This is a genomic window from Calothrix sp. CBUCES-K 9914 (assembly GCF_059640475.1).
Window position 1 is genome coordinate 1 of the sequence record NZ_JBXXZH010000188.1, and the last position, 14179, is coordinate 14179.

At 40.7% G+C, this 14179-nt stretch carries 13 protein-coding genes; all 13 read left to right on the plus strand.

Features of this window, described 5'->3' with window-relative positions:
• A partial coding sequence (locus tag AC2JBO_RS31450) for a phycobilisome rod-core linker polypeptide (RefSeq protein WP_496957563.1) occupies positions 1-814 on the plus strand: 814 nt, incomplete at its 5' end.
• Positions 815-1177: 363 nt separating this feature from the next.
• The gene (gene apcA / locus AC2JBO_RS31455) at positions 1178-1663 is read left to right on the plus strand and encodes an allophycocyanin subunit alpha (protein ID WP_496957564.1); all 486 of its coding nucleotides are present in this window, start codon (positions 1178-1180) and stop codon (positions 1661-1663) included.
• Positions 1664-1768: 105 nt separating this feature from the next.
• Complete coding sequence (apcB, locus tag AC2JBO_RS31460) at positions 1769-2254, plus strand: allophycocyanin subunit beta (protein WP_019493631.1); 486 nt, start codon at positions 1769-1771, stop codon at positions 2252-2254.
• 298 nt (positions 2255-2552) lie between these two features.
• On the plus strand, positions 2553-2756 hold the full coding sequence (locus AC2JBO_RS31465) for a rod-capping linker protein CpcD domain-containing protein (RefSeq protein ID WP_496957565.1): 204 nt from the start codon (positions 2553-2555) through the stop codon (positions 2754-2756).
• A 396-nt stretch (positions 2757-3152) separates the two neighbouring features.
• Complete coding sequence (locus AC2JBO_RS31470; RefSeq protein ID WP_496957566.1) at positions 3153-4349, plus strand: FtsW/RodA/SpoVE family cell cycle protein; 1197 nt, start codon at positions 3153-3155, stop codon at positions 4347-4349.
• 286 nt (positions 4350-4635) lie between these two features.
• Positions 4636-5466 carry an iron uptake transporter permease EfeU gene (gene efeU / locus AC2JBO_RS31475; protein ID WP_496957567.1) on the plus strand — a complete coding sequence of 277 codons (831 nt, stop codon included), beginning with the start codon at positions 4636-4638 and terminating at the stop codon, positions 5464-5466.
• Positions 5467-5500: 34 nt separating this feature from the next.
• Positions 5501-6694, plus strand: coding sequence for an iron uptake system protein EfeO (efeO, locus tag AC2JBO_RS31480; RefSeq protein WP_496957568.1), 1194 nt, complete (start codon positions 5501-5503; stop codon positions 6692-6694).
• An 83-nt stretch (positions 6695-6777) separates the two neighbouring features.
• Entirely contained in the window at positions 6778-8040 is a 1263-nt protein-coding gene (efeB, locus tag AC2JBO_RS31485; protein ID WP_496957569.1) for an iron uptake transporter deferrochelatase/peroxidase subunit, read from the plus strand.
• A gap of 223 nt (positions 8041-8263) precedes the next feature.
• Complete coding sequence (locus tag AC2JBO_RS31490) at positions 8264-8821, plus strand: Uma2 family endonuclease (protein ID WP_496957570.1); 558 nt, start codon at positions 8264-8266, stop codon at positions 8819-8821.
• 162 nt (positions 8822-8983) lie between these two features.
• Positions 8984-9316, plus strand: a complete 333-nt coding sequence (locus AC2JBO_RS31495) for a hypothetical protein (protein ID WP_496957571.1) — start codon at positions 8984-8986, stop codon at positions 9314-9316.
• 148 nt (positions 9317-9464) lie between these two features.
• Positions 9465-10196 (plus strand): cytochrome c biogenesis protein CcdA, encoded by a 732-nt coding sequence (locus tag AC2JBO_RS31500; protein WP_496957572.1) that lies wholly within the window; start codon positions 9465-9467, stop codon positions 10194-10196.
• A 23-nt stretch (positions 10197-10219) separates the two neighbouring features.
• Entirely contained in the window at positions 10220-11608 is a 1389-nt protein-coding gene (locus AC2JBO_RS31505) for a cytochrome c biogenesis protein (protein ID WP_496957573.1), read from the plus strand.
• A gap of 689 nt (positions 11609-12297) precedes the next feature.
• Complete coding sequence (locus tag AC2JBO_RS31510; protein ID WP_496957574.1) at positions 12298-13596, plus strand: peptidoglycan-binding domain-containing protein; 1299 nt, start codon at positions 12298-12300, stop codon at positions 13594-13596.
• Positions 13597-14179 lie beyond the last annotated feature (583 nt).

Below are 14179 nucleotides of genomic sequence, written 5' to 3' on the forward strand. Positions count from 1 at the left end.
GCAAGGTATCAAAGCGTTTATTAGCGCACTGTTAAACACCGTTGAATACCAAGATGTATTTGGAGAAGATACTGTACCGTACCGTCGCTTCCCAACTTTACCTGCTGCAAACTTCCCGAACACTGAGCGGTTGTATAACCAACTTACAAAGCAAAATAACGATGTAGTTGTTCCAAGCTTTGAGCCAACTACCTCAAAATTGGAAGTGTCAACCCTGCCACTGACAGGTAAAGCAATTGCAGATTTGGCGGCAAAAGAACGGAGACAAGCAGAACCCGTTTATAGCGGTGTTGCTCGTACAGTTACTCCTGCTTCCCTTGTAAGCGCGCGTCGTCAGAATATTCGTATTTACCGCTTTAAAGCAGGCGCCAGTCAAGCTGGATTAACAGATGAATTTACAACAGTTGTAAATGCTATCTACACGCAAGTGATGGATATCAACAGCGTTGAAATTCCTGAAAAGTTCCGCAATTACGATTTGGAAGCCAAACTTGAAAAGGGCGAAATATCAGTACGTGAATTCGTCCGTAGTTTAGCTTGTTCTGATAGCTACAATAACCGCTTCTGTACAACCTTCCCACAAAACAAAGTAGTGGAACTGTTGTTCCGTCACCTAATGGGACGTACACCCGCAACAATTGCTGAAATCAATCAATATAACCAAATATTGAACGATAACGGCGTAGTTGCTACAGTTAACGCCCTCATAGACTCAACAGAATACGCCCAGTACTTTGGTGAAGACGTTGTTCCCTACCAGCGCGTACCCTCATTAAAAACTGGTAACTACCTAGGCAGCATCAAAGCCGAATAATTACTCCTTCTCTTAGCCCCCCTTATTAAAGGGGGTTGGGGGATCAAAATAGGCTGTTTGCCCTCCACCAGGCAGCAGCCCATTTTTTTGCTGAGTATCATTTGCTGAGTATCAAAACGTCTTTTAACACACCTTTCAGTCCCTTTACCACAAAACGTGTACAAATTCAAATCTGAAAGCAAATATTACAAAGTGTTAAGGACAGTCATAAATACTCAACAAAATGCCTGAAAATAATCCATAAGGGGTAGTTGAGTTGAACGCTTGTGTAGATGAATTTACGCACGTGAAAGCTCACGACCGTTGTAACAGTGCCAGTAACTCGTAAATCTGGTTTTACCTAGTATTGGAGGAATCCAAAAAATGAGTATCGTCACGAAGTCCATCGTGAATGCAGACGCAGAAGCGCGCTATCTTAGCCCTGGCGAATTGGATCGTATCAAGTCCTTCGTCACCAGCGGAGAAAAGCGCCTACGTATCGCTCAAGCATTGACCGACAACCGCGAGCGTATCGTTAAGCAAGCTGGCGACCAGTTATTCCAAAAGCGTCCTGACGTAGTTTCTCCTGGTGGAAACGCATACGGTCAAGAAATGACTGCTACCTGCTTACGCGACCTTGACTACTACTTGCGCTTAGTCACCTACGGAATCGTTTCTGGTGATGTAACACCTATCGAAGAAATCGGTATCGTTGGTGTACGCGAAATGTACAAGTCACTTGGTACTCCCATTGACGCCGTTGTTGCTGGTGTTGCTGCAATGAAGAGCGTTGCAACTGGACTTGTGTCAGGTGAAGATGCTAGTGAAGCTGGCGCTTACTTCGACTACGTAATTGGTGCTATGTCATAGTTATCATTAATCTCCTAAAGATTAATTCCAAACTTTGACTCGATTTGATTAAAAAGAACGGCGCCGGATTATTGCAATACGGTTGGAAATAAGGAAATTAACAACATGCAAGACGCAATTACCTCAGTAATCAATTCTTCAGACGTTCAAGGCAAATACCTTGATTCATCTGCTATCGACAAACTCAAAGGTTACTTTGCAACAGGCGAACTTCGCGTTCGTGCAGCTACCACCATCAGCGCAAACGCAGCTGCAATCGTAAAAGAAGCTGTTGCTAAATCCTTGTTGTACTCAGATATCACCCGTCCTGGTGGTAACATGTACACCACACGTCGTTATGCTGCTTGCATCCGCGACTTAGACTACTACCTCCGTTACGCTACATACGCAATGTTAGCTGGTGACCCATCTATCTTAGATGAGCGTGTACTTAACGGTTTGAAAGAAACCTATAACTCATTAGGCGTACCTGTAGGTGCTACCGTACAAGCTATCCAATCAATCAAAGAAGTGACTGCTAGCTTGGTAGGTCCTGACGCTGGTAAAGAAATGGGCGTTTACTTAGACTACATCAGCTCTGGCTTGAGCTAAGAGTAGTAACGCGCGCTTCACTTATAATTTAGCTGCGTGATAAAAAGGGCTGGGAATCAGTTGTGAGTGCTAGAAGGCTGAGAGCTTATTGAGTAGAAAGTGCTGAGTGCTGAGTGCTGAGTGGATAGAAAAACTAGACATAAAGTGACTTAGACATTGAGTAAGTTTTAGATTAATGAGTTTTGGCAGTCTAGTATTGATGATTGATTTCCAGTCTTGCAGTGAGTAGGCAAATATTCAACACTCATATTTTTGAAATAAAAAAGATATTCCACTTCAATACAGGAGACTTATCACCATGCGGATGTTTAAAGTTACTGCTTGTGTACCTAGCCAAACCCGGATTAGAACTCAACGCGAACTTCAAAATACATTCTTCACAAAACTAGTTCCTTACGAAAACTGGTTCAAAGAGCAGCAACGCATCCAAAAAATGGGTGGCAAAATCGTTAAAGTCGAACTTGCTACTGGCAAACAAGGTTTAAACACCGGTCTTGCATAACTCACAATATATTTACTCTCAAACAACAAATTAATATCGGGAGTTACAAAAGAGGTCACTTTAGACCTCTTTTTTATTGTCTTGTGGAACGGGCATCCCTGCCCGTGTATTTCTAACAAAAACTTGCACTCATAGGCGCCTGTATATTTATCAGTTTCAAATTAATATAAGTATATAAGTACTGAAAATTAGTTCCCTAATGGAAAGGAACGAGCAAGGATGCCCATTCCAAAAAATGAAGATTATATTTTTGTAGTTTAATAAGTAAGGAAGATTATAAAAATGTATATAAAAATACAGTGTATAACTAATTTATAGAATTATGGGTAAATTTGGGTTGAATCGAGTAATATCGTTTCTTGTTTATACTTACAAACTTCACCCAGTGTACCGATAGTGAAGATAATTCGTCGCCTGATACCATTTTTAGATGACTCCGTAAACAGTTGGGCACTTGAAGCGCGTTTACTGCGCTGGCTGACTATGGTTTGGCTGTTTGTTGGACTAGCTGTTTTGTTTAGTGCGTCTTACCCAGTAGCAGACGCACGCTACCAAGATGGATTGTATTACTTTAAGCGCCAACTAATTTGGGTAGTAGTTGGTATATTAGGATTTAACATTATTGTAAATATGCCAGTTAGAAAGATAACTGGTATCTCCCACTGGTTTATTTTCATAATGTTGTTGCTAATCTTTGTCACTTTAATTCCCGGACTAGGTAAAAGTGACTTAGGCGCCGCACGTAGGTTACTTGGTCCAATTCCAATTCAACCCTCTGAATTAATTAAACCGTTTTTAGTGATTCAAAGCGCGTGGTTATTTGGACAGTGGGATAAACTAACATGGCGTGTTAGGTTTACCTGGCTTGGTGTGTTTGGCTTGATTGTTTTAGGTATACTTGGCCAGCCAAACCTAAGTACTGCTGCGTTATGCGGAATGACTATTTGGTTAGTTGCGCTTGGCGCCGGACTACCGTATAAATATTTGGGAAGTACTGCACTAGGTGGAATTGTACTAGCAACATTAAGCATCAGCATCCGTGAATACCAACGTAAACGGGTTATGTCTTTTATCAACCCTTGGGCAGATGCGACGGGTAACGGTTATCAGCTTGTACAAAGTTTACTTGCAGTTGGTTCCGGTGGACAATATGGAACAGGGTATGGGCTGTCCCAGCAAAAACTATTTTATCTACCTATTCAAGACACCGACTTTATATTTTCTGTCTTCGCTGAAGAATTCGGCTTTACTGGCTGTATGGTACTACTATCACTGCTAGCAATATACGCTACTCTCGGTTTAATTGTTGCATTCAAAGCAACTAACTCTATTTACCGACTGATTGCAATTGGTATTACTGTCGTCATGGTTGGACAATCATTACTACATATTGGTGTAACTACAGGTGCCTTACCAACTACTGGTTTACCTTTACCACTATTTAGTTACGGTGGTAATTCAATGGTAGCTAGTTTACTTTCTGCTGCAATACTAGTTCGCGTCGCGCGTGAAAGCAACGAAGCTGAAGTAGTACCTATAAACCCAGAACTAGTCCAAAGTAAAAGACGCAGACGCATTACCACTTCACGGTAATAATTGGCAACGGATGTAACGGATGCAATGCATGTGCGTTCAGTAATTTATCCGTTGCATCTGTTGCTTGTGACATTTCTTAACAAAAGATAATTAATCTTTTTTGGTTTTTACAAATATAAAAACTAGATTACATAACTTTTATTTTCAAAAAGCTGCCTGTATTTTTAGACAGATTTAGAGTAAATTTTATAATTTTTTAATAATTGCTTATTGTTATTCACTCGCAAATAGCGCTTGAATTATAAGAGTCAATAAATTAAATAAATTATCAATAGGAGCCAGTATGCTCGCTACCTTTCTGATTATGTTTCGAGAAGGGGTGGAAGCAGCGCTGATTGTGGGAATAATCGCAAGTTACCTGCGGCAGACAGGACGTACCCATTTAATGAAAGCAGTTTGGGTTGGCGTTATTCTTGCTAGCTTGTTATGCCTTGGCTTAGGAGTCTTTTTGCAAGTTACTAGCGGCGATTTTCCCCAAAAACAGCAGGAATTATTCGCAGGTATAATTTCAAGCATTGCAGTTGGTGTGCTTACTTGGATGGTATTTTGGATGCGACGCGCCGCGCGTTCGATAAAAAGTGAGTTGCAATCACAAATTGAGACAGCTATTTCCCAAGGTGATAAATGGGGTTTAGCGCTAGTGGGCATGTCATTCTTTGCAGTACTGCGTGAGGGTTTAGAAACAGTTGTATTTCTGCTTGCTAGCTTTCAGCAAAATTTAGGATTTGGTGTACCTCTGGGTGCAGTGCTGGGATATTTAGCTGCTATTGCAGTTGGAGTTGGTATTTATCAAGGTGGTATTCGTGTTAATCTCAGGCGCCTATTTAAATGGACGGGTGCATTTATTATTTTGGTCGCAGCAGGTTTACTCGCTAGTTCGGTGCGCGCGTTTCACGAAGCTGGACTTTGGAATTCACTGCAAGATGTTGTATTTGATGCTACTCAATCATTACCAAAACACAGTGTAATTGGTTCAATATTAGCAGGTATATTTGGTTACAATGATACACCTTCTATGAGTGAAATAATTGCTTATTTTGGTTATTTAGTACCGACAATGCTGTTATTTTTTGTTGGAACGAATACTCGAAAAAATACACTTAGACAACAATAAAGCATTTTTTAGTAACACAGGGAGAAAATAGATTATGGCTAGTCAGTTCAAATATTGTCTACGATGGTTATCATTTTCATCAATATGCTTAATTGCTTTGAGTACTACAAGCTGTAGTAATACAAAAGCAAATTCTAAAGAGTACAGTAATACACCTAAAGTTCAAGCAGTCAGCGATACTAAAATTGCGGAAACGCCAATCACAATTACGAATAAAGGTTGTGAACCAAACCAAGTTAGCGTCAAACCTGGTTATAACTCTTTTGTAATCACGAATAAAAGTAGTCAACCATTAGAGTGGGAGATTCTGCAAGGAGTAAAAGTGATTGAGGAACGAGAAAATATTGCTCCTAACTTTGTACAGAAGCTCAAGGCAAATCTTGATGCAGGTGAATATCAGATGGCTTGTGGTTTACGCAGTAATCCTCTGGGTAAATTAACCGTGGCAGCTAGTAGTGGTACACAAGCAGCAAAACCAGACACCGGAAAATTAGTAGGCGCCATAGCTGAATATAAAGTCTACGTCACGAATGAAATTGACCAGATGGTTCCTAAAACGAAAGCTTTCACCGACGCAGTAATAGCAGGTGATGTAGAAAAAGCCAAAAAACTTTATGCACCTGCTCATGTTCATTGGGAACGCTCAGAACCTATTGCTGAATTATTCTCTGATTTAGATAAAAGCATGGACTCACGCGCGGATGACTTCGAGAAGAAAGAAGCAGACCCGCAATTTACAGGTTTCCACCGTTTGGAATTAGCGCTATTCCAGAACAACACTACCAAAGACATGAAACCTGTTGCAGAAAAACTAATGCAAGATACTCTAACACTGCAAAAGCGAATTAAAGAACTGACTATTGAACCAAAAAACATGGTTGGTGGCGCCGCAGAGTTAATCGAAGAAGTCGCAAAGACTAAAATATCAGGTGAAGAAGACCGTTATAGCCATACTGATTTATGGGACTTCAACTCGAATATCGAAGGTTCGCAAAAAATAGTTGCATTACTACATCCACTTGTAGAAAAAGCAAACCCAGAGCTAGTTAAACGAGTAGACGATAACTTTACCAAAGTCAATTCATCTCTTGCCAAATATAAATCAGCAGATGGTGGTTTTGTTACCTACGACAAAATTACTGATACTGACAAAAAAGACATGAAAGCTTCCATCACAGCACTAGCAGAAGACCTTTCTCAACTGCGCGGAACCCTTGGTGTTGAGTAAACTACCTCCAAATTTCCCTCCGTGTAGAGACCGGATTAATACGGTCTCTACTGCACATTTATACATGTTTAGGAGTATTAATAATGACATTTAATGCACAAGGACGAATTCGTATTACACCTCGTCTAGGTCGTCGTGACTTATTAATTGGTATGGCAGCGGCAGGTGGAGTGGCGGCGTTGACAACATTAGGTTTTCGTGCATTTGTTGCGAGTGAAGAAGAAACAACCGACCAAAAGCAAGCTTTCTTTGGTGTTCACCAAGCGGGAATTATCACACCTGCTCCTGCAGCAGCATTAATAGCAGCATTTGATGTAACAGCTAGCAATAAACAAGACTTAGCACGGCTATTTCAAACCTTAAGTGCAAGAATAGAATTTTTAATGTCAGGAGGAAATCCTCATCCTGTTGATCCAAAGTTTCCTCCATCTGACTCAGGTGTATTGGGTACAAAAGTTTTTCCTGATAACCTTACCGTTACAGCAGCAGTTGGCGCCTCATTATTTGATAATCGCTATGGTTTGAGTAATCTTAAACCAAAATATTTAAGTACAATGGCGAGTTTTCCTAACGATGCACTTGACCCAAGTTTATGTCATGGAGACTTATTACTACAATTTTGTTCTAACACCGCAGAAACAAATATTCATGCTCTGCGTGACATTCTCAAAAACATGCCCAGTTTACTATCCTTACGCTGGAAAATCGACGGATTTTTACCACCTCATACACTAAAAAAATTGGGTAAAGATACCGTGCGAAACTTGCTAGGTTTCAAAGACGGTACAGCAAACCTCAACGTCAGCAATAGTGATTTAATCGATAGGGTAATTTGGACGCAAGCAAAAACCTCTGAAACAAGATGGACAGCAGGAGGAACTTATCAAGTTGTACGGGTAATTCGTAACTTTGTTGAACGTTGGGATAGAACACCCTTACAAGAACAGCAAACAATTATAGGACGTAACAAAGCAACAGGCGCCCCATTAGGGATGAAAAACGAACATGATATTCCTAAGTATTACGAAGACAAAAAAGGCAAACAAATTCCATTAGATGCTCATATTCGGCTTGCAAACCCTCGTGAATCAGAGTTAGGTTTGATACTAAGACGTGGTTTTAATTACTCGCGCGGGTTCGATAAGTCTGGACAATTAGATATGGGTTTATTATTTGTATGTTTTCAAGCAAACTTAGAAAAAGGATTTATCACAGTCCAAAATCGTCTCAACGGTGAACCTCTTGAAGAATACATTAAACCAATTGGAGGAGGATATTTCTTCGCATTACCAGGAGTTATAGCAAAAGGAAAATATCTCGCTCAACCTTTACTCGAAGCAGCTTGATTTGTTCACCAAATACGTGCAGTAGAGACTAAACATGTTTAGTCTCTACTTTTTCGGGTGCCAATAATTATAATGTTAAGCTACAATGGTCGTTAAAGCTGGAAGTATTGTATATCCGAAAGTGAAGTTGTAATTATTGGATTGGCACCAGAACTAAAGGCAAAACTTGATGTGCTATATGCTCTTGATATACAAACTTGGTTACATTCTTGGGGAACGAATAATGGTAATTTATTTTCAACAACAAGAAACGATAACATACCCAATAGCAACTTCCCTTGAAGAGTTTCTTAATAATCCCTTAAAAAATGCAGAGTGGGTTGATGGACAAATAATCGAGAAAACTGGAATGACGTTGTTACATAGCAAAATTCAAGCGCGCGTTAGTTACTACTGGAGAAACTACATGCTCTCTAGTGGTCAAGGTGGAGAAGTATATACCGAAGCGCTTTGCCGCACGAATAAACAAGGTCGTCGTCCTGATGTAGCTTACTTAGATAAAGATTTAGTCGCGCAATACGGTAACGCTGATTTTTTACCACAAAGTTTTCCATTCATTGCAGAAATTGCCTCTCCTGATGATAGTGCTGAAGAGTTATTTGCAAAAGCTAAAGAATATTTAGAATCCGGTTGTCAAGAAGTATGGCTAATATATCCTGAAAATCAATGGATTATTATTCTTACCAAAGACAAGCATTTATTATTAACTATTGGAGAAACACTTACTACTCAAACTATTTTACAAGGCTTTAGCATCGCAGTTACTGAATTATTTTCGTAGTAATAAAATTATAAGTCTTATGAGATGGGCACCTTTCATTGCCCTGTCCTACATACCAAACGCGCATTCCGTAGAGGACGAAGACGAGAAAGACAGCGAATCTGACTCGTAACCTCGTAGTAAGTTTATTTTTGCCCCAAATCGATCTTGGGGCTTTCTTATATGGATAATAACAAAATGATTGATTCAAATGTTGTCCACCCTGATTATATTCGGATTATCGAAAAAAAAGCCCAAGGATGGCTGTTCAAAGCGTTAAAACCGTTTGTAACTTATAAGCACGTTGTCGATATCAATGATATTGAAGCTCTGTATGGAATCAACGAGCAACAAGTAGCTGTTGAACTTTTCCGCATTAATGGTGGAAGGCTTGGTTTTTACATAGCTGACCTACGGCACAGAAAGTATTATTACTGTGGTGAGGAGGCTGAAACAGTTAAATTGAAACTACTCTCAATCGGTATTGGGCGTATTGATCCGCATTCGAGCTTCTAAATAACAAACACAAACCACAATTTACATTTAGCCACTTCTATTTAGATATTATTGATTGCCTAATGACATCCTAAAGTTAAACGGGCTTTTTCTGCTCGTTCCACGTTAGAATGCAAGCAGAGTAAGCATTCTAAATTTATCAACACCTATGCTGGAAACTCTCTCAACCCAACTCTACCAACTCGAACGCTTTGCTAACGGTATTGTCGCTAGCCAACTTACGCATTTGAGTATTATCAGTATTGGTGTAATATTTTTAGCTGGACTGCTTACCAGTCTTACACCTTGTATGCTATCAATGCTGCCAATTACAATCGGTTATATTGGTGGATACGAAACTAAAACTCGTTTTCAAGCTTTTTCTCAGTCAACTTGGTTTTCTCTAGGTTTGGCAACTACACTTGCTGGTTTAGGTATATTTGCTGCAGGTTTTGGGAGAGTATACGGTCAAATTGGAATCGGTTTACCAATCATTGTTAGCATTATTGCTATTTTAATGGGGTTAAACCTCCTCGAAGCTTTACCTTTACAACTACCATCTTTTGGTGGTACAGATTGGATTTCTCAAGATTTGCCTCAAGGTGTACGCGCGTATTGTATTGGTCTCAGTTTCGGATTAGTTGCTTCTCCTTGTAGTACTCCAGTTTTAGTAAGTTTACTAGGGTGGGTAGCAAAGCAACAAGATTTGTTTATGGGTGGAGTATTATTACTCTCCTATACATTAGGTTATGTGGCGCCGTTAATTTTAGCTGGTACATTTACTGCTTCTATAAAAAAGATACTCGAACTGCGTCGCTGGTCAGGTTGGATAAATCCTGTCAGTGGTGTACTTTTAGTAGCGTTTGGCGTATTTTCTTTACTTTCTCGAATTCCCATTTAGCATAGTCGCTTATATAAACTCCAATGACTGCTGATAATACAACTGAAAAAGAACTTAATTGGTTTTCTCTTCTTAAGCGTTCCCTACGACAAGATTTATTACCAATACTGACAGATTTAAGACTCGCCATTGTGATGCTACTTGTAATAGCAGGGTTTAGTATCCTTGGCACTGTTATAGAACAAGGTCAATCATTAGAATTTTACCAAGCAAATTATCCAGAGCATCCAGCTTTATTTGGATTCCTAAGTTGGAAAGTATTACTTTTCATAGGTTTAGACCATGTTTACCGTACATGGTGGTTCTTAGCGCTACTTATATTATTTGGCACTAGTCTAACAGCTTGTACATTTACCCGTCAGCTACCTGCTTTAAAGTCCGCGCGTAAATGGAAATTTTATGAAAGACCTCAACAGTTTCAGAAACTTGCTTTAAGCGCAGAATTTGATAATGCTTCGTTAGACTCACTGCCCGATATTTTACAAAATCAGAAATATAAAGTCTTTCAACAGGATAATACACTTTACGCGCGCAAAGGTATTGTTGGTCGTATTGGCCCGATTATCGTTCACATAGGTATTGTAGTAACTTTACTTGGTTCTATTTTCGGCGCCATGACTGGGTTCGTTGCACAGGAAATGGTGCCAAGCGGTGAAACGTTCCAAATCAAAAATATTATTGATGCGGGTCCCTTTGCAGCATCACAAGTGCCTAAAGATTGGTCTGTGCATGTTGACCGCTTTTGGATCGACTATACACCTTCAGGTGGTATCGACCAATTTTACTCGAAGATGTCAGTATTAGATGCTCAAGGTAAAGAAGTCGATAATCAAACTATATATGTCAACAAACCTTTACGTCATAAAGGAGTAACTCTTTACCAAACTGACTGGGGTATTGCCGCAGTTCGCGTTCGCGTTAATAATAGCCCAATATTCCAGTTACCTATGGCGCCACTCGATACCAAAGGTAAAGGTAGAATTTGGGGTACATGGATTCCTACAAAACCCGACTTAAGCGAAGGTGTATCTTTACTTGCCAAAGACCTACAAGGGATGGTTTTAATTTACGACAGTAAAGGTCAACTCTCCAATACTCTGCGAACTGGTATGTCTACCCAAATAAACGGTGTAACATTAAGATTACTAGATGTAATTGGTAGTACAGGCTTACAAATCAAAGCAGACCCAGGTATTCCAATCGTTTATAGCGGGTTTGCCATATTAATGGCAGGTGTGGCAATGAGCTATTTCTCACACTCGCAAGTTTGGGCTTTACAGAAAGACGGTCGGTTGTATATCGGTGGTAAAACCAACCGCGCGCAAGTAGCGTTTGAACAAGAAATCCTATCCATACTCGATAAAGTCAATGTATCAACTCAAAGTAGTGACAAAGAAGTATCCTTGGCTTAAGTAGGTTGGGTGTAGGGTGCTGAGAAGCTATTACAATCTTCAACAAAACGAAAAATCATGTGCTTTGACGCACCATCCAGAGTGTCGGTGCGTGACGCCACAAGTCTCTTCATATTGAGTGGAATTTTTTCGTAGCGTTACACACCCTACCATCTCGTAATGGCAGGCACCAACACACCAAAACTATTGACACAGACCACTAAATGTTTACCAATGGTGGACATTTTTTAATTGAACCATCTTTAAGTATTTTTAATGTATATAAAGTAACCATTAATTCTCAGCAATAAACAGTGTAATCATTTAAAATATAGAGATATAGGTAGGTGGCTATTTATATTGATTTAAGAAAGGAAATTGCACAAAAAGTGACGCATATAACGAACGCGAGTGGTATATTTCCATTTGTAGTGGGTTTGTGTCGAGTTAGGTGCTTTTGGGGGTAAGAACGTTTGAAAAGCTTAAATTTCTGATATTTTTGATTTTCTGTGGTGGATAGGCTGGATGTAGCAAAATTTTGAGTAGAATACCGGAAAACTACTAAGTCAACGTGATTCTATTTATTAAACGTAACTCGTGCGACCTCACCACTCCGATATAAACCGGAATACTAGTAACACCTGTAGGGTACATACCACAACAGGTAATTTCTTTAACCGAAAAAAATTGTAAGGTAATTTGGTGAAACAATGGAAAATACTGCTTATCTGCATCTAGCTTCAGCTTACGAGGCGCCTGAAGAAGTTGAGGTAACAAATATTCGAGTCGTAGCATTTTGGAACAAGGGTAAACTTTCTTTCAATGCAATGATGCGGTTTTTACCAGTAATGCTGTCACTGTTCGTTGTTAGCATAGCTTCCCAAAGTTTAGCAGCATCGAGCGGTGAAGTGCGAAGCGCTCAACAATGTTTAAAGCAGTTGGGTTACTTCAATGGGGCAGTCACAGGTAATTTCGGACCACTAACTCAAAGTGCAGTTACCCGTTTTCAACGCGCGAACGGACTACCCGCAGTTGGTTCGATAGGTCCAAGAACACAGCAATTATTACGCTCACGATGTAATCGTAGTACAGGTGGTAGTAGCAGCGGAAGTGGGGGATTAAGTTTTGGTAGTCGTGGACAAGCTGTGAGTAACTTGCAAAGCAATTTGTCGCGTTTAAGATTTTATAACGGACCAATAAATGGTGTTTTTGGTGACCAAACCCGACAAGCTGTAATTCGTTTTCAACAGGCAAACGGTTTACGTGCTGATGGAGTAGTCGGTTATGGAACTCTTCAAGCTATTCGTAATGCTGGTAACTTCGGTGGTGGAGCTGAGAGTGGTGTTGGAGGAGATAGCTTACCTGGTGCTTTAAATACTGGTGACCAAGGATATCTTGTTAGAAAACTACAAGAAGATTTACGACAGCTGGGTTTTTTCCCTGTTAACCCTACAGGTTATTTTGGCTCGACAACGCGCGATGCTGTCGCCAACTTTCAACGTAACAATGGTATTATTCCCAACGGTATCGCTGACTCGCAAACCTTAGCATTAATTTCTCAAGCTCTTGGTGGTGGTAATACAAATCCTGGTAATGATTGTAACTCTGCGCGTGGTGAGATTTGTCTTGGAGAACGCAGTCAGCGCGTAATTCTTGTACAGCAACGCTTGCAGGAATGGGGAGTTTTCAGAGGTAACATAGATGGATACTATGGTCCAGCAACTAGAGATGCGGTTGCACAATTCCAAAGCGCGCGAGGACTATCGTCAACTGGGTTTGTCGATTTTAATACTTGGCAAGCACTAGGTTTAAATAGTAATCAAAATCCAATTGGACAACCACCGCAAAACAACAACCGTTACGTTGTAGTTATTCCTATCTTTGCTAACGACACCTTAAACCGTGTTCGTCAAGTATTGCCACAAGCATTTGCAGCAAAATCTGGTTTAGGTGGAGCAGCACTGGATTGCCGGCATAGCACGGCAGCTTGTGCAGCTGGTGTGCATTAGTGGAGTGCACTTTTGATGTCAGTCGCCACATTGCTAGTTGTGCATGCAACTCTGGCATTGTTTTTGACAGTTGCTGGCCAGCAACTGTTGATGCCTGTGATGCTGCACTTGACGTGCTTGGCAGCGTTGGCAGACTGTGTATGTATGTGTTTGGTGCTTTTTGGCGGCTTTTCTGTGTCGCCGCCGGTCTTGTGTGTGTGGATGCAGCGATGGCAAGGAACTCGGTGGTACTCACAAACTTGTGCTGGGCCTTCTTGTAACTGTTGCACAGACTCCTGTTTTTTGGTGCGCACTCTTGTGTTCAGCCGTGGTGGGTTCCGGTTGTGCCTTCACTTGTAGCATGTCAGGCAGGGTACATTTTCAGCAGTAGCAGGAAACTTTCACTGGTGGCATGATCACTGCAAACGTATCGCGTTGCAGACAACCCAGCTGCAACCAATTTGCAGTGAACGCACAACTCAAGAACCGTCCATCGCAGCCATCGCTGGCATAGCCTGCTCACTCAACCATGCATGTACAGCATGCACTTGAGACATGCAGAGTCTGCAGGGTTGGCACCCGCACGGCCGGTTCTGCTTAGCTT